This is a genomic window from Cupriavidus gilardii, from assembly GCF_008801915.1.
Lineage (GTDB): Bacteria > Pseudomonadota > Gammaproteobacteria > Burkholderiales > Burkholderiaceae > Cupriavidus > Cupriavidus gilardii.
In genome coordinates this window covers 143,996-164,315 of the sequence record NZ_VZOV01000003.1, presented here as the reverse complement: position 1 = coordinate 164,315, position 20,320 = coordinate 143,996, and the positions used below count along the sequence as shown (strand labels likewise).

The window sequence follows — 20,320 nt, the reverse complement described above, 5'->3', positions numbered from 1 at the left end:
AGGCGATTTGCGGCATAATCCGCTGCTCAGCGCAGTGCCCCCGCCGCTTCTCCGGCAACCCTCCGGCACGATCGCGCACCCGCCCGGGTGGTGAAACAGGTAGACGCAGGGGACTCAAAATCCCCCGCCGCAAGGCGTGTCGGTTCGAGTCCGACCCCGGGCACCAAAAACAAATCTCAAGCAGCCCGAAGAGGTCAACCGAACCCCTTCCAGCTTAGCTTTTCGGGGTTTTTTGTTTCTCGCAGAGTCCAAGAATGTCCATTGACAGCGGGCGCCTTGGGCGTCTTTGAGGGCACAAGGGCAAAAGTGCGGATGCCTCCACCGAATATGCCCCCGAGGAAACGCCATACCCCTTACGGATACCGCTGCCGTAACGCCGCGCCGCGCGAGAAGCCCTACCCGGCTTGCGGACGGCGGCGAGATGTACCTGGAGGTCTCGCCCGCTGGCGGCAAGTATTGGCGAACCATGCATGCAACATCGAGCGCTTCGAGGGGGTAAGCACTTCTTCAAGCTCGAAGGTGTGGCGCTGCGCGAGTTCAAAACAGACCTACTTCCGGTCAGTCGCATGCCGCACCTCAACTGGGGGGCAGAGCGACCTAATCATTATGCTGCGAAGTGGTGCAATTCCACTCTCATTGCATATCATGCCTAGACGTCGGAAGCGACCGACGATGCAGCAACTCCAAAATCGATGCCTGCGAGAAGCCTTCCTAAGGGGGTTGTTGGCTTGCCTTGCCTTCGTAGGCGCCTATGCCATCAATACCGTGGCAGGCACGGCGGTCCGTAGCCTGGCTGCCGCAGCACCGTGCCAGCCGACCCTGCCAATCGCCTACTCAGCGTGGCCCGTCCTAGTGTTGATTGGCTGCGCCGCGGGTGCGTGACGCTTCTACCGCGACTACTACTGCGGTGTCATCGCACGGGATTTTATGAGTAGCCACGCCTTCGTAGTTATCGCATTACTCCACTGCAACTCGAACATTGCCAGCTATGCACCCAAAGGCCGATAGCCGCAATACCGGTGGCAACAATCCACGGGGGCGGAATAAAGACCCTGCGCACGAACAGTCCTTACCTGAAGGATTCTTCGCGAAGACGTGCACCGACACCTCTCCAATGCGCTGACCACGGCGGGCACAACCATCACACAAGGGGCGATAAATTGGGAATCTAAGGTCGTCAAGCACTTGGCTGTGATAAGCGCCGCCGGACTTGCCGGTGCAACTGCTCTTTACTCTTCGCCATCCAAGATGGCAGCACTCGGGGCTGTCACGTATTTTCTCGTTGGGCTGCTGATCGCCGCCACGATGGTGTCGATCTACTTCGTAAGGCTGATTTACTCGGGATGTTTCAGCAGAGGGCTAATTGCGGTGATCTGTAATCTCAGCCGTCTGGGCGCCGCCAAGCCACCAAGCTGGTTGATCGTGCTAATCGGCGTGGATTGGCTTCTGGCCGGTTGCTCGATTGCCTCCTTCGTGCTTGGCGTTGTCCGGCTGACGGTGGTCGTCTAGTTGCGAGGTGGGCTTGGAACTGCCTAGAGGCCGTCGGCCCTTGCTCCCCGTGTCGCACGGGCGCTACGAGTAAGTCTTGGTTGCCTTGCTGTCGAAAATTACAAAAATATCAACCAAATCAATGCGCTATATACCCACCCTTTTCTTGTCGCATTTAAGTAAGACATAGTCGTGCGAAAATGCTTCCACGCTTCACGACTTCCCCGTGTACCAGTTGACGGGTCTCGGACGGGGATAACAACACACCAGGGTGGTCCTGGTAGGCATCGACAGACATAGCGACTCAGCATGAGCAATCAGAATAAGACCGACACGCTTAAAAAGGCGGAGCATGCGGGCAAGAGCGCCGCAGCAGACAGCCCGCGTTCGAACACTGCTCCAGTGGGGGGCCAAGCAGGGCAGAGAACATCAAACGGTGACACATTCTGGGTGCGCTTCTTCTCCCACTGGCTTCCCCTGTATGCAATAGTCGGCAGCATCTGTTTCATTGCCGTCGCTAATCTGTGGCCCTTGGGCGCACGGAGGGCTGAGGACAAGATGACCATTAGCCAAGCTGCGGCACAAGGGATGCCATCGATGCCCGCCGGCGCAGCTGCATCCGCGGCCCAACCAATGCCACGTCAACTGAACACGGGAACATCGCAAACTGCGAGCCCGGCGGTGCCCGTCGCGCAATCAACCAACTCGTCTTCTGAGGTCAAAGTCACAGACGTCGCTAAGATGGCTATCGATGTAACCAAAGAGCGCGTCGACATGATGAAGGAGAGCTATGATCGACAGTTCTCCTTGCTAGCAGCCCTCGGAGCTCTGCTGGCATTCTTCGGCTTCAAAGGCATCGAATCCTTTTTTGCTGCGCGCGCCAAGGCCCAGGAGACATTGGAGAAAGCGCAAAACGCGGTGCAGCAGGCAGAGGAGGCAAAGCGGGAAGCCGATGAGGCAAAGCGAGAAGCCCAAGAAACAGTCCAGGCATTACACAACTTTGTTAAGACTAGGTATGCACGCGACAACAATGCCGAAGTCAACGTCGCGCACGGGATCGTGCTCCGAGAAATCGCTGAGGTCTACAAGGAAGTCATGAGCCCAGAGAAGTTAGGGCCGGTTGAGCGGACGCAGTTTGATGCCAACCATAAGTTCTATCTCCAAGAGAGCAAGAAGTACTTGCTAAAGGTCACGGAGATGGAACGCGAGGATGACATGGACCAAAAGGTGATCTCTAAGGCTTACGGCCACCTCGCTATGGTCTACAAGAGACTTGGCGATCCAGAGCGCGCGCTCGAAGCTGTGCAGAAGGCGGTGAGGGCCAACGATGCGGACTATTCAGCACATTACAACATGGCGTGCTACCACTGCCTAGTGGGCGAGCGTTCTTCAGGTGATGCGCGAGAAGAACACTACGCAGCAGCACTGAAGAGTTTGGAGACCGCGATCTCCATGAACAGAAAATTCGCGCGACAGGCGAAGTCGGATCCAGACTTGAGGTCGCTCGAAGCCGACCCACACTTTGAGAAGCTCATCGCCAAGTAGGATCGGAAAACACAAAGCCCGCAGTTAGCGGGCTTTGTGGTGGACGCACAGTGAGAACTGCGCCGGTTGAACAGTGGTTAGGGCATGGGCCGTACATCGATCATGTTCATACAATTCCTCACTCTGACATGCGTCTTAGTATAGTTTTTTGCGGAGAAGTTTCAGCTAAACCGCAACATCATACGAACCAGCGCTTCGTTCGTCAACTTAGAGCACTGAATCGTCGTGCTCCCGTTCAATGTAAAGGCGCCTTGATCTCGATGCAAGACGCAACGGCGATTTCCCTACAGATGCTGAGGGCTTCTTCGCCTGAAAAGTCACACAGAGTGATACCAACAAGCGAGAGAGAAGGCCCGCAGTTACTTTGACGCTGTCTGTTGATACAAAATATGCTTTATACGTCACCCAGTGCTGCAAACGATGGGTGCAGTGCGGCTCATCTGACGGTTTTAACGTCAGATCGATAGCTGCACGGCAACACGGAGCCCAATACGTCTGGGGGCATTTTTTCGAGACAAACAACCATGGGCTAAGACTGTGGAGGACCTAGCGACTAGTGTTCGAGTCCGGCCCCCGCCCCCGCCATCACGCATATCCCCTTGCTTCTATTTGTTGGGGCGCTCCATTGAGGGGCCGCCCTGTATCGGAAAGGTCCTCCGCGCCTTTCGCGCGATGGCGGGCTGCTTCCTCCAACGTATGAAGATGCATCACGATAGCTGATAAGTATCACAGCAGATGATGTGATACCTCCCAAGCCTGGCCGCACCATCTCGCCAAGATAGGCACATGTCCGCCCCCAAGGGTTGACACCAATGGAACGCACTTGGTCCAAATTTGTATTATGACCTTATTACCTGATAAGACGTCATTCCGGCCCAAGCCATGTTCGACAAGGTCTCCGCCCCCGCGATGAGCGACACCGTCGCTCAGCAACTGCTCAAGCAGATCGAGATCGGCAGTTTTTCCGCGACCGGCAAGCTGCCCACCGAGGCCGTGCTGGCGCAGCAGTTCGGCGTCAGCCGTACGGTGATTCGCGAGGCGATTTCGCGGCTGAAGAATGAAGGCGTGGTGGAGCCGCGCCAGGGCAGCGGCGTGTTCGTCAAGGAGCATGGCGCGATCCGGCCGCTGCGGATCGATTACGCCGAGGCGATCGAGCCCAGCTCGATGCCGCATCTGCTGGCGGTGCGCCGCGCCATCGAGGCGGAGGTGGCCGCGGAGGCCGCGCGGCGCTGCACGGATCGGGATATCGCCGAGATCGACGTGGCGCTGGCGAATATCGACGAGGCGGCGGCCGCCGGACGCGATGGCGTGGCCGAGGATGTCGCCTTTCACCGCAAGATCGCCGCGGTGACCGGCAATCCCTATTTCATCAAGACGCTGAATTTCCTGAACCAGTATCTCGAGGCCGGGGTCGCGGTGACCCGCCGCAACGAGGCGACGCGCGACGATTTTTCGCGCCAGGTGCGCGAGGAACACGCGGCGATCGTCGACGCGATCCGTGCGCGCGACCCGATGGCGGCGCGCAACGCCGCCCTGACCCACCTGTACAACGCCGAGCGCCGGCTGTCGCAAGCCGGCATCTGCTGAGCCGCCGACGCGGCGGCCCGCCCCAACCAGAGACAGATCATGTCACGACATATTGGAGTCATCGGCCTCGGTGCCATGGGCCTGGGCGTTGCGCGCTCGCTGTTGCGCGCGGGCTTTCGCGTCCACGCCTGCGACGTGCGCGACGAGGTGCTGCGCGCCTTCGCCAACGAAGGCGGCATCGCCTGCGCCACGCCGGCCGAACTGGGCGCGCAGTGCGACGTGGTGGTGACCCTGGTGGTCAATGCCGAGCAGACCGAAGCGGTGCTGTTTGGCGAGCAAGGCGCGGTGGCCCGCATGAAGCCCGGCGGCGTGGTGATTGCCAGCGCCACCGTGGCGCCGGACTTCGCTGCGAAACTGGGCGCGCGAATCGAAGCGGCCGGCCTGCTGATGCTCGACGCGCCGGTCTCTGGCGGCGCCGCGCGCGCGGCATCGGGCGAGATGACGATGATGACGTCGGGGCCGGCGGCCGCCTATGCCGCCTGCGAGGATGTGCTCGAGGCCATCGCTGGCAAGGTCTACCGCCTCGGCGAGCAGTACGGTGCCGGCTCCAAGGTCAAGATCATCAATCAATTGCTGGCGGGCGTGCATATCGCGGCGGCCGCCGAAGCGATGGCGCTGGGTCTGCGCGAGGGCGTCGATCCGGACGCGCTGTACGACGTGATCACCCATAGCGCCGGCAACTCCTGGATGTTCGAGAATCGGGTGCCCCATATCCTCAAGGGCGACTACACGCCGCTGTCCGCCGTCGACATCTTCGTCAAGGATCTGGGCCTGGTGCTCGATACCGCCCGCCGCAGCAAATTCCCGCTGCCGTTGTCGGCCACCGCTCACCAGATGTTCATGAGCGCGTCCAGCGCCGGCCATGGCGGCGAGGACGATTCCGCGGTGATCAAGACCTTCCCCGGCATCACGCTGCCGCCCGCACGCTGACTCCGAACACGCTGAGCGCCCTTCGTTGCCGCTGTCCGTTCTTCCTCGTTCGTCCATGTCCCAGTCCAACTTGCCCCGCCCGCTTCTTGGTTGTATCGCCGACGATTTCACCGGCGCCACCGATCTGGCCAATATGCTGGTCAAGAGCGGCATGCGAACCGTGCAGACCATCGGCGTGCCGCCGTCCGCGGCGCCGCTGCAAGCGGACGCCGTCGTGGTGGCGCTCAAATCGCGCACCATCCCGGCAACCGAAGCCATTGCGCAATCGCTGGCCGCGCTCGCCTGGCTGCAGGAACAGGGCTGCCGCCAGTTCTTCTTCAAGTACTGCTCGACCTTCGACTCGACCGACGCCGGCAATATCGGCCCGGTGGCGGAGGCCCTGCTCGATGCGCTGGGCCAACAGCCCGGCTTCTCGATCGCTTGTCCGGCCTTTCCGGAGAACGGCCGCACCGTCTTTCGCGGCCATCTGTTCGTCGGCGACGCGCTGCTCAACGAGTCGGGCATGCAGAACCACCCGCTGACGCCGATGCGCGATGCCAATCTGGTGCGCGTGCTGCAACGGCAGACCCGCGGCAAGGTCGGCCTGCTCCGCTATGACACGATCGCCGCCGGCGCGGCCGCGGTGCGCGAGGCGATCGCCCAGCTGCGCGCCGATGGGGTACGGCTGGCGATTGCCGATGCGCTGTCCGACCGAGATCTGCACGTGCTCGGCGAAGCGTGCGCCGATCTGCCGCTGGTGACCGGCGGCTCGGGCATCGCGCTCGGCCTGCCCGCCAACTTCCGCCGTGCGGGCCTGTTGGCCGAGCGCACCGATGCCGCGCAACTGCCGCGCATCGAGGGCTACGCCGCCGTGCTGGCAGGCAGCGCATCGCAGGCCACCAATGCGCAGGTGGCGGCGTGGCGTGGAGAGAAGGCGAACGTCAATTCCAATACGAACTTTGCAGCAGACGCCCGCCCAAGTTTCCGCATCGACCCGCTCGCGGTGGCACGCGGCGAAGCGGTGGTCGAACAGGCGCTGGCGTTTGCCCGATCGCATCTGCCCGAGCCGGTACTGATCTATGCCACCGCCACGCCCGACGAAGTGCGCAGCGTGCAGCAGGCGCTGGGCGTAACGGAGGCCGGCCAACTGGTGGAGGCCACGCTGGCCGCCATCGCGCGCGGTCTGCGCGAGATGGGCGTGCGCAAGTTCGTGGTCGGCGGCGGCGAGACGTCGGGCGCCGTGGTGCAGGCGCTCGACGTGAAATCGCTGCAGATCGGCGCGCAGATCGATCCCGGCGTGCCGGCCACCGCCACCATCGACGCCGAGCCCTTGGGGCTGGCGATGAAGTCGGGCAATTTCGGCGCGGTCGACTTCTTCGCCAAGGCGCTGCGCCAACTGGAAGGAGGCGCCCAATGAGCGAGGAAGCGCGACTGCGCGAGGAGATCTGCACGATCGGCGCGAGCCTGTATGCGCGCGGGCATGCGGTCGGCAGCGCCGGCAATATCAGCGCCCGGCTCGACGACGGCTGGCTGATCACGCCGACCGATGCCTGCCTGGGCCGGCTGGACCCGGCACGCATCGCCAAGGTCGATGCCAGCGGCCAGCATCTGTCCGGCGACAAGCCATCGAAGACGCTGGCGCTGCATCGGGGCATCTATGCCAACGACCCGAACGCGCACGGCGTGGTGCATACGCATTCGACCCATCTGGTCGCGCTGACGCTCGCGGGCGTCTGGCGCGAAGACGACGTGCTGCCGCCGATCACGCCCTACTACGTGATGAAGGTCGGCCATATTCCGCTGCTGCGCTATCGGCGCCCCGGCGACCCCGAGGTGGCGGCGCAGGTCGCCGCGCTGGCTTCGCGCGTGCGCGGCGTACTGCTGGACCGGCTCGGCCCCGTGATGTGGGGTCCGTCGGTATCGCAGGCGTCCTGGGCGCTCGAAGAGCTCGAGGAGACCGCGCGCCTGTGGTTGATGACCGATCCCAAGCCGGCGCCGCTCGACGCCGCGGCGCTCGAAGAACTACGCCAGACCTTCGGCGCACGCTGGTAGCGCGCGCCAGCCCGCGGTGTGCACGGGCTTTCATCACGCACACCGGCGCCGGCGCGACAGCCGGCCCGACACAATCCATAGGAGACAACCGATGACAGCCTACGACGCGGCAGCGCCCGCCTACGTCGACGCACCCGGCAAAGCCGAACTCGACCTGACCTACCGCAAGGTGTTCTGGCGCATCGTGCCGTTCCTGATGCTGTGCTACGTGGTGGCCTATCTGGACCGCGTCAACGTCGGCTTCGCCAAGCTGCAGATGTCGCAGGACCTGGCCTTCAGCGAGACGGTGTTCGGCCTGGGCGCCGGCATCTTCTTCCTCGGCTACTTCCTGTTCGAATTGCCGAGCAACATGCTGATGCACCGGATCGGCGCCCGCATCTGGATCGCCCGCATCATGATCACCTGGGGCATCCTGTCCGCGATGTTCGCCTTCGTCACGACGCCGACGCAGTTCTATGTGCTGCGCTTCCTGCTCGGGCTGGCGGAAGCCGGTTTCTATCCCGGCGTGATCCTTTACCTCACCTACTGGTTTCCATCGCACCGCCGCGCCAAGATCATCGCGGTGTTCATGTCCGCGATTCCGGTATCGGGCATCTTCGGCAATCCGCTGTCCGGCTGGATCATGGAAAGCTTCCACGGTGGCGCGGGCTTCCACGGCTGGCAATGGATGTTCGTGCTGGAGGCGATCCCCGCGGTGCTGATCGGCATCGCGACGATCCTCTATCTGGACAACAACATCCGCAGCGCCAAATGGCTGACCGAACGCGAAAAGCAGCTGCTGGCCGACGAGATCGCCGCGCAGCCGCAGGAGCAGCAACAGCATGCGCATTCGCTGCGCGCGGTCTTCCGCGACCCGCGCATGTGGTGGATGTCGCTGATCTACTTTGCCTTCGTGTCCGGGCAATACGGGCTGACCTTCTGGATGCCGACCTTCGTCAAATCGACCGGCATCAAGGGCACGCTGGAAATCGGGCTGCTGAGCGCGATCCCGTTCGTGGTGGCCATCGTCGCGATGAACCTGTTCGGCCACAGCGCCGACAAGCGCCGCGAGCGGCGCTGGCATCTGATCGTGCCGGCGCTGATGGGCACCGTCGGCTTCACCATTGCCGCTTCCGCCACCGGCAACACCACGCTGTCCATCGTCGCGCTGTCGGTGGCCGCCGCCGGCGTGCTGACCTGCGCCCCGCTGTTCTGGTCGCTGCCGACCGCGTTTCTTGCCGGCAGCGCGGCCGCGGCCGGCATCGCGATCATCAATTCGATCGGCAACCTGGCCGGCTTCGCCAGCCCCTATCTGATCGGCTTCCTGCGCGACGCCACCAACAGCACGGCGGCCGGCATGTACGTGCTGGCCGGCATGCTGGTGCTCGGTGCCGTCGCCGTCTGGCTGACGCCGGCCAGGCTGGTCAACCGCTAATATGAACGCGGCGCGCTTGCGCCGCCCTCTTCCACTTATCCCGACCTGCTGCCATGCCACGCTTTGCCGCCAATCTTTCGATGATGTACAACGAGCACGCGTTCCTGGACCGTTTTGCCGCGGCCGCGAACGATGGCTTCCGCGCCGTCGAGTATCTGTTTCCCTATGATTTTCCGGCGGCCGAGCTGAAGGCGCGGCTCGATACCAACGGCCTGCAGCAGGCGCTGTTCAATGCGCCGCCGGGCGACTGGGCCGCCGGCGAGCGCGGCATCGCGTCGCTGCCCGGACGGGAAGACGAATTCCGGCGCAGCATCGATACGGCGCTCGACTACGCGCGCGTGCTCGGCAACGACAAGCTGCACGTGATGGCGGGCCTCGCGGCGGCGGGCGTGTCGCGCGAGCAGCAACGCGCCGTCTATCTGCGCAACCTGGAGTACGCCGCCCGAACTGCGCAAGCCGACGGCATCACGGTAGTGATCGAGCCGATCAACACGCGCGATATCCCCGGCTTTTTCCTGAACCGCCAGGACGATGCGCAAGCGATCTGCCGCGAGATCGGTGCACCCAACCTCAAGGTGCAGTTCGACTGCTATCACTGCCAGATCGTCGAAGGCGACGTGGCGACCAAGCTCAAGCGCGACATGGCCGGTATCGGGCATATCCAGATCGCGGGCGTGCCGGAGCGGCACGAACCGGATATCGGCGAACTGAACTATCCCTATCTGTTCGACGTGATCGACGCGCTTGGCTACCAGGGCTGGGTCGGCTGCGAATATCGCCCCAGGGCTGGCACCAGCGAAGGGCTTGGCTGGCTGCGCCCCTGGCTGCAGCGGTAATCTTTGCCGGCGGCTGGCACATTCACCGCCGGCTGCCCGCCGATCTCGCGATCAACAAGGCAACGCATCATGAAAGTACTGATCACCGGCGGCGCCGGATTTCTCGGCCAGCGTCTGGCCAAACAGCTGCTGTCGCGCGGCGAACTGACCGGTCCCGACGGCAAGGCGGCTTCCATCACGGAACTGGTGCTGGTCGATGTCGTGCATGGCAACGATCTGGGCGACAAGCGCGTGACCGCGCTGGTCGGCGATATCGCCGATCCCGCGCTGCTCGAACGCGCGATCGACCGCGATACCGCTGTGGTGTTTCATCTGGCTGCCATCGTCAGCGGCCAGGCCGAGGCCGACTTCGATCTGGGCATGCGCATCAACCTCGATGCCTCGCGCGCGCTGCTCGAAGTGTGCCGGGCCCGCGGCCATCGGCCGCGCGTGGTGTTCACCAGCTCGGTGGCCGTCTATGGCGGCGCGCTGCCCGAGGTGGTGCGCGACGATACCGCGCTCAATCCGCAATCGTCGTACGGCACGCAGAAGGCGATTGCCGAATTGATGCTGTCCGATTACAGCCGGCGCGGCTTTGTCGACGGCGTCGTGCTGCGGCTGCCGACCATCAGCGTGCGTCCGGGCCGGCCCAATGCCGCGGCATCGTCGTTTGCCAGCGGCATCATCCGCGAACCGCTCAATGGCGAGGAGGCGATCTGCCCGGTGCCGGGCGACACGCGGCTGTGGCTGCTGTCGCCGCGCCGGGCCATCGAGGCGCTGATTGCCGGCAGCGAGCTGCCGGGCGAACGGTTGGGCAATCGGCGCATCGTCAATCTGCCGGGCGTTTCCGTGACCGTGGATGAGATGATCGCCGCGCTGCGGGAAGTGGCCGGCGACGAGGCCGCCAACCGCATTCGCCGCGAGCCCGACGCTCGCGTGCAGCAGATCGTCGGCAGCTGGCCAGGCCGCTGGGACACCACGCGCGCCGAGCAGCTGGGCCTGCGCGGCGACACCAGCTTCGCCGACGTCATCCGCGCCTATATCGAGGACGAGCTGCGGTAAGGCAAGCGAGCGGCGGCAGCGCCGTTCGCGCAGCTGGCTCGCTTTCCGGGACTTGCTCTTTTCGAGACTTACTTCTTGTTGGGTCCAGAGAATGCGGCAGCAATGCCCAATCCGACCAGCAGCGTGCCGCCGACGTAGCGCTCGAACGTCAGATAGCCGCGGCTTTGGCGCAGCCAGCGGCCCGCCGCACTTGCGGCCAGCGCGTAGCACGCATCGCTGATCAGGCCGAGCAGCGTGAACAACAGGCCGAGAAAGACGATCTGCATCGCCACGTGGCCACGGCTGACGTCGACGAACTGCGGCAGGAAGGCCAGGAAGAACAGCGCCGTCTTGGGATTGAGCAGATTGACGATGAAGCCGTCGCGGAACAGCCGCGCGTAGCGCCGCTGCTGCGGCACCGCATCGACGACGACCGGCGCCGGACGGCCGAAGATCTTCTTCAACCCCAGCCAGATCAGATAGGCGGCACCGGCATACTTCAGGATGCTGAACGCCACGGCGGACGAGGCCAGCAACGCGGACAGCCCCAGCGCGGCGGCCAGCACGTGGACCAGCGTGGCCGTATGGATGCCGAGATCCGACACCATCCCGGCCTTGCGGCCCTGCTCCACCGACTGCGCGATGATGTACAGCACGGCCGGGCCTGGAATCACCAACAACACCAGGGCGGCGCTGACGAACAGAACCAGATTTGCGGTACTGGGGATAACGAATTCCATGGCTCGGTCTCCATATGGCGAGCATCGGGGGAAGAAGAACCGTTACTCTACCGCAGGACCATTTCTCGCCCGGTCGTGCGGTGCAGCATGTTGTTCCCTTGCTCGGGCGCCGCTGCTCCGATCGACTCCTGCGCGACGACTTCCGCATCGATAAAGCGATTCTTTCGCTGATCGATACTTAATCTTGTTTGCAGGTCGGGGATAATCCGCCAACAATCGCCTGTCGTCCCGCCGGAACTCCGCCATCGACCCACGGTCCCGAGCGCGAATCCCCATTTCTCCGAGGTATTGTCTTGTCGAACGCCGCCCCTGCCGCACTGAGCGAATCCGTCGCCGAACTCTCCGAGCGCGACCAGCGCGGCAATATCCTGCGCCTGACCGTCGCGCAGGCGCTGGCCGGTGCCAATTCCGTCGTGGTCTATGCGACCGGCGCGATCGTCGGCGACATGCTGGCCCCGGACAAGACGCTGGCCACGCTGCCCATTTCGATCTTCGTCGTCGGCATGGCGGCATGCATCCTGCCAACGGGCGCGATCGCGCGCCGGTACGGCCGACGCGCCTCGTTCCTCGCCGGCACCGCCTGCGGCGTGCTGGTCGGTTTGCTGGCGGCCGCCGCCGTCGTGTGGAGCTCGTTCTGGCTGTTCTGCCTGGCGACGTTCTTCGGCGGCGCCTATGCGGCCGTCGTGCTGTCGTTCCGCTTCGCCGCGGCCGACGGCGTCTCGCCGGCGCTGCGCCCGCGTGCGCTGTCCTTCGTGATGGGAGGCGGCGTTGTTGCCGGCGTCGTCGGACCACAGCTGGTCACGCACACGATGCATCTGTGGCCGCCGCACATGTTTGCGGCGACCTTCGTCATGCAGGCCGTCGTCGCGCTGGTGTCCGCGTTGGTGCTGTGGGGCGTGCGGCTGCCGATGCCGACGGCGGCGGAAGTCGCGAAGGGCCGCCCGCTGTCGACGATCGCGCGCCAGCCGCTGTTCGTCACCGCGGTCATGTGCGGGGCCGTGACCTACATGCTGATGAACTTCCTGATGACCGCGGCGCCGCTGGCAATGCATCTGTGCGGCCATTCGCAGGAGAACGCCAACCTCGGCCTGCAGTGGCACGTGATCGCAATGTATGGACCGAGCTTCTTCACGGGCCGGCTGATTACGCGCTTCGGCGCGCAGCGCGTCGTCACGGCGGGCCTGCTGCTGACCGGCGTTTCGGCTGCGATCGGCCTGACCGGCATCGATGTGGCCCACTTCTGGCTGACCTTGATCCTCCTCGGACTGGGCTGGAACTTCGGCTTCGTGGGCGCCTCGGCGCTGGTGCTGGAATGCCATCGGCCGGAGGAAAAGAACAAGGTGCAGTCCTTCAACGATTTCATCGTCTTCGGCACGATGGCGCTCGGCTCGTTTGCCTCCGGGGGACTGTTGGCGGCCTACGACTGGGATACGGTGTTGTGGGTATCGTTCGCCCCATTGGCCCTGGCGGTGATCGCGCTGGTGCTGATGGCGGTCCAGCCGAAACGCACCGCCTAGCGAGCGATGGCGTGCGCGATCATGCGGCGCCGCCTTCCCGCAGCATCCGCGCGATCGCCTGGCTGACATCGTCGACCCATGCGCGGACGTGGGCCCCGCGTTCGTGCCAGGCCTCATCGGCGCCATCGCCGCCTTCGCCACGATAGGCATCGCGTGCCGTCGCCAATAGCGCGCGCTGGGCCTGCGGCAGGCGCGGCAGCAACCAGTCGGCGGCCGCGTCCTTCGCCACGATCTTGCGCGTGGCCAGCGTGACGCGCGCGTCCATGGCTCACCGTTCCAGCGCGTCATAGGACCTCGGCATCCCCGCATCCCGCTCGATCACCCTGCCGGCTGCGAGCAGCCGCTGTTCGCGGAAGCTTGCGGCCACCAGCTGCACGCCGCTCGGCAGTCCGTTGTCGATACCGGTTGGCACGTGCAAACCCGGCAGGCTCATCGCGGCGACGCCGATCAACGGGGACTGATCCCGCAGCAGCATCTGCATCCGCTCGAGATCGTGCAGATCCTCGCCCCACGGCATCGGCGCACGGAAGGATGTCGGCATCAGCACCAGCGGATAGCGGTCGAGGAACGCATTCCATTCGCGCCGAAGCGCATCGCGCCGCGCGAAGGCCGCGGCATAGGTGCGCAGGTCTGGCGGCGGCGCGCACGCGGCCATGTTTCTCACCGACGCGATGATCGTCGGGTCGCGCGTCGCCTCCACGGCGGCCATCATCCCCAGCCGGACTTCCGTCATCACGATGGCCAGCCAGATATCCAGCGCTTCGTCGAGCCGCGGCGGCACGGCGCGTTCGACGCGGTAGCCGGCCGCCTGCAGCGCGCTGGCTGCCTTCCCAAGGGCGCGTACCACTTCCGGAGCGAGCCGGATGCCTGGAATCTCGTCCACGCAGGCCACGCTGACAGGCGCCGCGTCGTCCGGGGCATCCAGCGGCATGCCGACCCATGTCGGATCGCACGATCCGCTCGAAGCCATGGCACGGAATCCGAGTTCGACGTCGTCCACGCATCGCGCCAGCGGCCCCTGCGCCGAGAACAGCTGCAGGCCGGCGAGGCGCGGATCGGCGGTCGGCTGACAGGCCGGCACGCGTCCGGGCGTGGGGCGCAAGCCGACCACGCCGTTGACATAGGCCGGATAGCGGATCGACCCGGCGATGTCGGTGCCGTGCGCGAGCCCGCCCATGCCCGCGGCTACCGCGACCGCCGCGCCGCCGCTGGACCCTCCCGACGTGATATCGGCGTTCCAGGGATTGTGCGTCCTGCCGTGCAGCGGGTTCTCGGTGAACCAGCGAAACGAGAAGGGCGGCACATTGGTCCGCCCGACCACGATCGCACCGGCGCGCCGCAGGTTCGCGACGACGGGACCATCCTCGCGCGCCACGCGGCTGCGGTAGGCCGGCACGCCGTTGGTCGTCGCCTCGCCTTCGACGTCGGCGTTGAGCTTGATCGTCACCGGTACGCCATGCAGCGGTCCGAGCAGGTCGGGCGAAGCCGAACGCAATGCGTCGGCCCGCCTTGCCGCTTCGAACGCCCGCTCTCGATCCGCATGGACGATCGCATTGAGACGCGGATTGATGGCGTCGATGCGCTCATACACGCTGTGGACCGCCTCCACGCTCGACACCGTGCCGGCGCGAATCTGCGCCGCCATGTCGGCGACGTCCCATTGCCACAATGCCGCCGGCAGCGAGGCTGCCCGGGCTGCGGGGCCGATGTCGTTGGGCTTCTTTCGCATGCTCGTCCGTTCTCAATCGAGCTTGATGCCGTTCTGGCGGACGACCTGCTCATAGGTGGCGCTGCGCGCCTCGATCGCACGGCGCATCTGCGCGCCGCTCCACGGCGTGGCCTCGAAACTGAAGGTCTTGTAGCGCGCCTGCACGTCCGGGCTGGCGGCGGTGAGCAGGTCCTTGTTGATCCGGTCGAGAATCGCCGCGGACGTGCCCTTCGGCGCCAGCAGCGCGACGAAACCGCTGGGCACCGCATTGGCCGGACCGCCGGACTCGGCCAGTGTCGGCACATCGGGCATGGCAGGCAGCCGCTGCGGGCTCGTCACCGCGAGATAGCGGACGCGACCGGACTGATAGACGAACTCTGTCGATGCCATCGCCCCCAGGGCCCAGTCGGTTTCGCCCGTGCTGACGCCGGTATAGAGCTGCCCCATCTCCTTGTACGGCACGTGCAGCATGCTGACGCCGGCCTGGTTCGCCAGCAGCGCGGACTGCAGATGCGCCGTGCTGCCGACGCCCCAGGTCCCATAACTGACCTTGCCCGGCCTGGCCTTCGCGGCCGCCAGCAGATCGCCGACGTTCTTCCACGGGGAGGACGACGGCACCACCACAAAGAACGGCGTGCTGTAGAGCACGCCGACCGGCTCGAAGGCATCGAACACGCGGAAATTGCGGCTCTTGAACAGATGCGGCAGCGCGCTCAACGCATCGCCATCGTGCAGCAGCAGCGTATGGCCGTCCGGCGCCGCCGCGCGCGCCGCATTGATGGCAATGAAGCCCGCGCCGCCCGGCCGGTTCTCGATGACGACGGGCGTCTTCCATTGGAGCGCCAGTTTTTCGGCGACGGCGCGCATCATCGCATCCGGTCCGCTGCCCGCCGAGAACGTGCTGACGATGGTCACCGGTTTGGTCGGAAAGGCGCCGTTGCCGGCGGCGAATGCCGGCCTTGGCAAGGCCGGCGTCAGCAAGGCGACCGCCAGCAGCGTCGCCGCGATGCCTTCGAGGACGAGGACGGTCCACGGGCGCCGCGTCGATGCCTTGGCGTTGGTCGAGCGCACTGCGGGGCCTCTGGTGGGCGAAACTCTGGTGCTGGGAATCATCGCTGTCTCCTCCCCGGTTCGATGCAACCCATTCTTGTGCCGGCCGACCTCGCGAGCAACAGCGCAGCGGAATACCATCTATCCAATTTTTCGATATCCCTGTGCGGAGACATCCGATGGCGTCGCTGGACCTGGAGTGGATTGCGGTATTCGACGAGGTCTACAAGGCCGGCAGCGTGTCGCGCGCGGCGGACAAGCTCGGCATGACGCAAGGCGCGGCGAGCACGGCGCTGAACCGCTTGCGTGCCTACTATGGCGATCCGCTGTTCACACGCACCGCGCGCGGGGTATTGCCGACGCCCCGGGCCGACGCCCTGCACAAGGTGCTGCGCGAGGTCCGCGCGATGCTCGAACAGGCCCGCACCGGGTCGGCCTTCGATCCCGCCAAGGCGAAGCGTTCGTTCCGGATCTGCATGACGGATCTGGGTGAAATCGCCTTGCTGCCGCGGCTGCTCAATTACCTGCAGCGCCATGCGCCGGGCATCGACATCGATGCGGAACGCATCACCGCCGACAGCGCGCGGCGGCTCGAGGAAGGCGCGGTCGATGTCGCGGTCGGCTACATGCCGCAGCTGGAGGCGGGCTTTTATCAGCGCACCCTGTTCGAGCAGGACTTTGTCTGCATCGCCAGCCGCTCGCATCCTCGCATCGGCAAGACACTGTCGAAGGCGGTCTATCGGCGCGAGCGGCATGCAACGGTGGCCGCCACGGGCACTGGCCACACCGTCATCCTCGACAAGGCCCTGGCCGGTCATGGCGCGTCACCGCGCGTCGCCCTGCACGTGCCCAGCTTCCTGGCCCTGGCCCAGATCGTCGGCGAGACCGAACTGCTCGCCACAGTGCCGCGGCACTACGCTGCCGTGATGCAGTCGCGCGAGCCCATCCGGCTGCTCGCGCTGCCGTACGAGATCCCTCGCTACCAGGTCAAGCAGCATTGGCACGTGCGCTACCACCGCGATCCGGCCAATGCCTGGCTGCGGCAGGTCATTGCCGACCTGATGCCGTCGGCGGTGATGAGCCCGCCGGCGATGCCGCGACGGTCGCCTGGAAAGATCGGAAAGGCCGCTTAGCTCGCTTTTTATGTGCTTTTTGGGTCATAAATTTGACCGTGCAGGAAATACGCGCCATAATCTCCGCATGAATTACGGCGAATACGTCTGGCAATCTCCGCACTGGCCGCGGTGGCAGTACGACCTGGCCGCCCTGGCGACCCCCATGGCGGAGACCGCCCGCGCTCAGGGCCTTCTGCTTGGCAGACTGGCCGATCTCGGCATGGGATTCAGAAATGAAGCGTGCCTCGCGGTCCTGACCGAAGACGTCGTGAAGACGAGTGCTATCGAAGGCGAATCGCTGAATGTGGCGTCGGTCCGATCTTCCGTGGCCCGTCGGCTCGGCGTCGATATCGGAGCACTGGCTCCGGCCGACCGACACGTCGATGGCGTCGTGGACATGATTCTGGATGCCACGAGCAACGCCCAGCAGCCGGTCAATGCCGATCGTCTTTTTGGCTGGCATGCCGCCCTCTTCCCGACTGGTTATTCGGGCATGAGCCGAATCCGCGTGGCCGCGTGGCGGGACGACGCCAACGGCCCGATGCAGGTCGTATCCGGGCCCATTGGCAGGCAGCGCGTTCATTACGAAGCACCGCCTGCCGACCGCCTCGAAGCCGAGACGGCACGCTTCGTGGATTGGCTGAACGGATCCGGCGAGGACCCACCGCTACTCAAGGCGGGCATGGGCCATCTTTGGTTTGTCACCCTGCACCCGTTCGACGACGGCAACGGCCGTATCGCGCGCGCGATCGGCGATCTGCTGCTTGCGCGCGCCGACGGCACGCCGCAGCGCTTCTATAGCCTCTCCGCGCAAATCCAGCGAGAGCGCAAGGCCTACTACGACATCCTTGAGCGGACCCAGAAAGGCACTCTCGATATCACGCAGTGGCTTGCCTGGTTTCTCGCGACGTTGCACGCGGCCGTGTTGCAGGCCAACAAGACACTGGATCGGGTACTGCTCAAGGCGCGCTTCTGGCAGCGGGCCGCGACGGTGCCGATGAACGAGCGGCAAATCAAGGTGCTGAACCGCTTGCTGGACGGCTTCGAGGGCAAGCTGACGAGCGCGAAATGGGCGGCCATCGGCAAATGTTCGAACGACACGGCATTGCGCGACATCAATGAGTTGGTGGAACGCGGTGTGCTGCAGAAGTCAGCGGCTGGTGGACGCAGCACGAGCTACGAGCTAGCCGCGTCGGCGGAGATCTGACGCGACGGTTTTCGATCGCAGCAGCGACAAGCGGCTCAAGCCACCGCCGCCGCATACAGCGCCGTCAGCCCCGCGCACCGCTCCTTCAGCAACGCCTGCAATTGCCGCACGGCCGGCGAGAACTGCTTGCGGTGCGGGCAGACCAGATTCAGCGGCGTGCTTTCTCCCGGCTCGTGCGGCAGCAGCACGGTCAGCCGACCGGCCTGCACATCGCCGCAGACGTCGAGCCACGACTTGTAGGCGATGCCCTCACCCTGCACCGCCCAGCGGCGGACCACGTCGGCGTCGTCGGTGTACAGGCTGCCCTTGACCTCGACCAGGCGTCGGCCGCGCGCGGTTTCGAACGGCCATTTGTCGTAGACGCGGCCGCTCAGGTGGTACAGCAGGCAGCGATGCGCGGCCAGTTCATCAAGCGATTGCGGGCGGCCATGCCGGGCCAGATAGGCCGGCGAGGCGATCAGCACGCGGCGGTTTTCCGGCGCCAGCGGCAGGGCGACATAGCTGGCCTCCTCGATGCGCCCGTAGCGGATCGCGACATCGATCGGATCGCGGAAGACATCGGTCACGTGGTCGGACAGATAGAGCCGCAGCGTCAGGTCGGGATGGGCGCGGCGAAATTCGGTGATCCAGGGCAGCAGCACATTGCGCCCAAGATCCGACGGCGCCGTGACGCGCAGCAGCCCGCTGAGCGCCGCGCCATCGCCGCGCAGCCGGTCGCGGCCCTCGTTCAGCGTGGCCAGCACTTCCTGCGCGTAGGGCAGATAGCGTTCGCCCTCGGCGGTCAGGCGCAGGCTGCGGGTCGAGCGCGCGAACAAGCGGATATCGAGATCGCGCTCCAGCCGCTTGACCGCGGCGCTGACCTGCCCCGGCAGCAGATCGGCCTCGCGCGCCGCGCTGGAAAAGCTGCCCAGAGCAGCGCTGCGCACGAACAGGGTCAGGTCTTCGAGGCGGATCATTTTCACTCGCAGAGAGAAAGTGCTGGTGGATTTTACCGCTTACCGGATAGGCGGCGACGGCGCAAGATAGCGGCACCGTCCAGGCAAACCCTCTCCTCAAGTCACGGAGCCCACATGAAAGCCATCGCCTACCTCCAGCACGGCCTGCCGATCGACGACCCGGCCGCGCTGATCGACGTCGATCTGCCGACGCCCGAACCCGGTCCGCGCGACCTGCTGGTGCAGGTGCGCGCCATCGCAGTCAACCCGGTCGATACCAAGGTCCGGGCATCGTCCGCGGTCGCGGCCATGCGCGTGCTGGGCTGGGACGCGGTCGGCAAGGTCGTCCGCGTCGGCAGCGCGGTTACGCTGTTCGCGCCGGGCGACGACGTCTACTTCGCCGGCTCGATCACGCGTGCCGGCAGCAATGCGGAGTACTGCCTCGTCGACGAACGCATCGCCGCGCGCAAGCCGGCCTCTCTGTCGGACGCCGAAGCCGCGGCATTGCCGCTGACGACGATCACCGCGTGGGAACTGCTGTTCGACCGGCTGCGCGTTGCCGAGCACGGCGGGGCGGGCCAGCACCTGCTGATCGTCGGCGCCGGCGGCGGCGTCGGCTCGATCCTGACCCAGCTCGCGCGCCAGCTGACCGGCCTGACCGTGATCGGCACGGCGTCGCGTCCGGAGACACGCGACTGGGTGACGTCGCTCGGCGCCCATCACGTGATCGACCACACCAGGCCCTTGCGTGAAGAACTGGAGCGCATCGGCGTGCCGCAGGTCGAGCATGTGGCCAGCCTGACCCATACCGACCAACACTACCCGCAATTGATCGACGTGCTGGCGCCGCAGGGTCAGCTCGCGGTGATTGACGATCCCGCCACGCTCGACGTGATGCCGATGAAGCGCAAGTCGCTGTCGCTGCATTGGGAGTTCATGTTTGCGCGGCCGATGTTCGAGACGCCGGACATGATCCGCCAGCACGAACTGCTGACCCGCGTCGCGCAGCTGATCGACGCCGGCACGATCCGCACCACGCTCGGCGAACACTTCGGCACGATCACCGCCGCCAACCTGCGCCGCGCCCATGCGCTGATCGAAAGCGGCCGCGCGCGCGGCAAGGTCGTGCTCGAAGGGTTCTGAGCACCGGCGCCTCCTCATCGCGACAACAGACACACACGACATACCAATATCAAG

The 20,320-nt window shown here is 65.2% G+C and carries 17 protein-coding genes, 1 tRNA gene and 1 pseudogene; 14 read left to right on the top strand and 5 right to left on the bottom strand.

What is annotated here, in order from left to right:
• Nucleotides 1–81: 81 nt before the first annotated feature.
• The 10 genes and pseudogenes from F7Q96_RS06345 to denD all read left to right on the top strand — a co-directional run bounded on the left by F7Q96_RS06345 (nucleotide 82) and on the right by denD (nucleotide 10,872).
• A tRNA-Leu gene (locus F7Q96_RS06345) sits at nucleotides 82–166 on the top strand.
• A 929-nt stretch (nucleotides 167–1,095) separates the two neighbouring features.
• On the top strand, nucleotides 1,096–1,509 hold the full coding sequence (locus F7Q96_RS06335; RefSeq protein WP_144425831.1) for a hypothetical protein: 414 nt from the start codon (nucleotides 1,096–1,098) through the stop codon (nucleotides 1,507–1,509).
• Nucleotides 1,510–1,797: 288 nt separating this feature from the next.
• Nucleotides 1,798–3,033, top strand: coding sequence for a tetratricopeptide repeat protein (locus tag F7Q96_RS06330; RefSeq protein WP_082371540.1), 1,236 nt, complete (start codon nucleotides 1,798–1,800; stop codon nucleotides 3,031–3,033).
• Nucleotides 3,034–3,915: 882 nt separating this feature from the next.
• Entirely contained in the window at nucleotides 3,916–4,620 is a 705-nt protein-coding gene (locus tag F7Q96_RS06325; protein ID WP_053822405.1) for a FadR/GntR family transcriptional regulator, read from the top strand.
• 33 nt (nucleotides 4,621–4,653) lie between these two features.
• Nucleotides 4,654–5,550: pseudogene (ltnD, locus tag F7Q96_RS06320) on the top strand (L-threonate dehydrogenase); the annotation flags it as partial.
• A 55-nt stretch (nucleotides 5,551–5,605) separates the two neighbouring features.
• The gene (otnK, locus tag F7Q96_RS06315; RefSeq protein ID WP_053822407.1) at nucleotides 5,606–6,946 is read left to right on the top strand and encodes a 3-oxo-tetronate kinase; all 1,341 of its coding nucleotides are present in this window, start codon (nucleotides 5,606–5,608) and stop codon (nucleotides 6,944–6,946) included.
• Nucleotides 6,943–7,581, top strand: coding sequence for a 3-oxo-tetronate 4-phosphate decarboxylase (gene otnC / locus F7Q96_RS06310; protein WP_053822408.1), 639 nt, complete (start codon nucleotides 6,943–6,945; stop codon nucleotides 7,579–7,581). Before otnK ends, otnC begins: the two co-directional genes overlap by 4 nt.
• Nucleotides 7,582–7,672: 91 nt before the next feature.
• Entirely contained in the window at nucleotides 7,673–8,995 is a 1,323-nt protein-coding gene (locus F7Q96_RS06305) for an MFS transporter (RefSeq protein ID WP_053822409.1), read from the top strand.
• 53 nt (nucleotides 8,996–9,048) lie between these two features.
• Complete coding sequence (otnI, locus tag F7Q96_RS06300; protein WP_053822410.1) at nucleotides 9,049–9,831, top strand: 2-oxo-tetronate isomerase; 783 nt, start codon at nucleotides 9,049–9,051, stop codon at nucleotides 9,829–9,831.
• 69 nt (nucleotides 9,832–9,900) lie between these two features.
• Complete coding sequence (gene denD / locus F7Q96_RS06295; protein ID WP_053822411.1) at nucleotides 9,901–10,872, top strand: D-erythronate dehydrogenase; 972 nt, start codon at nucleotides 9,901–9,903, stop codon at nucleotides 10,870–10,872.
• 68 nt (nucleotides 10,873–10,940) lie between these two features.
• On the opposite strand, the gene F7Q96_RS06290 is transcribed toward denD, so the two are convergent.
• Entirely contained in the window at nucleotides 10,941–11,591 is a 651-nt protein-coding gene (locus tag F7Q96_RS06290) for a LysE family translocator (protein WP_053822412.1), read from the bottom strand.
• 293 nt (nucleotides 11,592–11,884) lie between these two features.
• Between F7Q96_RS06290 and F7Q96_RS06285 the strand changes: the two genes are divergently transcribed.
• Nucleotides 11,885–13,108 carry an MFS transporter gene (locus F7Q96_RS06285; RefSeq protein WP_151022258.1) on the top strand — a complete coding sequence of 408 codons (1,224 nt, stop codon included), beginning with the start codon at nucleotides 11,885–11,887 and terminating at the stop codon, nucleotides 13,106–13,108.
• A gap of 19 nt (nucleotides 13,109–13,127) precedes the next feature.
• On the opposite strand, the gene F7Q96_RS06280 is transcribed toward F7Q96_RS06285, so the two are convergent.
• From F7Q96_RS06280 to F7Q96_RS06270, 3 genes are read right to left on the bottom strand one after another with little or no spacing between them, the layout of a single operon-like run.
• Nucleotides 13,128–13,373, bottom strand: a complete 246-nt coding sequence (locus tag F7Q96_RS06280) for an aminoglycoside adenylyltransferase domain-containing protein (RefSeq protein ID WP_053822413.1) — start codon at nucleotides 13,371–13,373, stop codon at nucleotides 13,128–13,130.
• A gap of 3 nt (nucleotides 13,374–13,376) precedes the next feature.
• The gene (locus F7Q96_RS06275) at nucleotides 13,377–14,837 is read right to left on the bottom strand and encodes an amidase (protein ID WP_053822414.1); all 1,461 of its coding nucleotides are present in this window, start codon (nucleotides 14,835–14,837) and stop codon (nucleotides 13,377–13,379) included.
• A gap of 12 nt (nucleotides 14,838–14,849) precedes the next feature.
• Nucleotides 14,850–15,929 carry a Bug family tripartite tricarboxylate transporter substrate binding protein gene (locus F7Q96_RS06270; RefSeq protein WP_212762909.1) on the bottom strand — a complete coding sequence of 360 codons (1,080 nt, stop codon included), beginning with the start codon at nucleotides 15,927–15,929 and terminating at the stop codon, nucleotides 14,850–14,852.
• Nucleotides 15,930–16,045: 116 nt separating this feature from the next.
• Here F7Q96_RS06270 and F7Q96_RS06265 point away from each other — a divergent pair, with 116 nt between their 5' ends.
• Both F7Q96_RS06265 and F7Q96_RS06260 read left to right on the top strand, forming a co-directional pair.
• On the top strand, nucleotides 16,046–16,999 hold the full coding sequence (locus F7Q96_RS06265; protein ID WP_053822416.1) for a LysR family transcriptional regulator: 954 nt from the start codon (nucleotides 16,046–16,048) through the stop codon (nucleotides 16,997–16,999).
• A gap of 67 nt (nucleotides 17,000–17,066) precedes the next feature.
• Nucleotides 17,067–18,188 carry a Fic family protein gene (locus F7Q96_RS06260; RefSeq protein ID WP_053822417.1) on the top strand — a complete coding sequence of 374 codons (1,122 nt, stop codon included), beginning with the start codon at nucleotides 17,067–17,069 and terminating at the stop codon, nucleotides 18,186–18,188.
• A 35-nt stretch (nucleotides 18,189–18,223) separates the two neighbouring features.
• On the opposite strand, the gene F7Q96_RS06255 is transcribed toward F7Q96_RS06260, so the two are convergent.
• Entirely contained in the window at nucleotides 18,224–19,144 is a 921-nt protein-coding gene (locus F7Q96_RS06255) for a LysR family transcriptional regulator (protein ID WP_053822418.1), read from the bottom strand.
• A 114-nt stretch (nucleotides 19,145–19,258) separates the two neighbouring features.
• On the opposite strand from F7Q96_RS06255, the gene F7Q96_RS06250 reads away from it, so the two are divergent.
• A complete protein-coding gene (locus tag F7Q96_RS06250) occupies nucleotides 19,259–20,266 on the top strand; it encodes a zinc-binding alcohol dehydrogenase family protein (protein WP_151022256.1) in 1,008 nt (335 codons plus the stop codon).
• Nucleotides 20,267–20,320 lie beyond the last annotated feature (54 nt).

Bases quoted from the DNA above. Each gene is read 5' to 3' on its own strand.
- F7Q96_RS06330 (WP_082371540.1), top strand. From the start codon at position 1,798: ATGAGCAATCAGAATAAGACCGACACGCTTAAAAAGGCGGAGCATGCG.
- F7Q96_RS06250 (WP_151022256.1), top strand. From the start codon at position 19,259: ATGAAAGCCATCGCCTACCTCCAGCACGGCCTGCCGATCGACGACCCG.
- F7Q96_RS06265 (WP_053822416.1), top strand. From the start codon at position 16,046: ATGGCGTCGCTGGACCTGGAGTGGATTGCGGTATTCGACGAGGTCTAC.
- otnI (WP_053822410.1), top strand. From the start codon at position 9,049: ATGCCACGCTTTGCCGCCAATCTTTCGATGATGTACAACGAGCACGCG.
- F7Q96_RS06280 (WP_053822413.1), bottom strand. From the start codon at position 13,373: ATGGACGCGCGCGTCACGCTGGCCACGCGCAAGATCGTGGCGAAGGAC.
- denD (WP_053822411.1), top strand. From the start codon at position 9,901: ATGAAAGTACTGATCACCGGCGGCGCCGGATTTCTCGGCCAGCGTCTG.
- F7Q96_RS06290 (WP_053822412.1), bottom strand. From the start codon at position 11,591: ATGGAATTCGTTATCCCCAGTACCGCAAATCTGGTTCTGTTCGTCAGC.
- F7Q96_RS06305 (WP_053822409.1), top strand. From the start codon at position 7,673: ATGACAGCCTACGACGCGGCAGCGCCCGCCTACGTCGACGCACCCGGC.
- F7Q96_RS06270 (WP_212762909.1), bottom strand. From the start codon at position 15,929: ATGATTCCCAGCACCAGAGTTTCGCCCACCAGAGGCCCCGCAGTGCGC.
- F7Q96_RS06325 (WP_053822405.1), top strand. From the start codon at position 3,916: ATGTTCGACAAGGTCTCCGCCCCCGCGATGAGCGACACCGTCGCTCAG.
- F7Q96_RS06255 (WP_053822418.1), bottom strand. From the start codon at position 19,144: ATGATCCGCCTCGAAGACCTGACCCTGTTCGTGCGCAGCGCTGCTCTG.
- otnK (WP_053822407.1), top strand. From the start codon at position 5,606: ATGTCCCAGTCCAACTTGCCCCGCCCGCTTCTTGGTTGTATCGCCGAC.
- F7Q96_RS06260 (WP_053822417.1), top strand. From the start codon at position 17,067: ATGAATTACGGCGAATACGTCTGGCAATCTCCGCACTGGCCGCGGTGG.
- otnC (WP_053822408.1), top strand. From the start codon at position 6,943: ATGAGCGAGGAAGCGCGACTGCGCGAGGAGATCTGCACGATCGGCGCG.
- F7Q96_RS06275 (WP_053822414.1), bottom strand. From the start codon at position 14,837: ATGCGAAAGAAGCCCAACGACATCGGCCCCGCAGCCCGGGCAGCCTCG.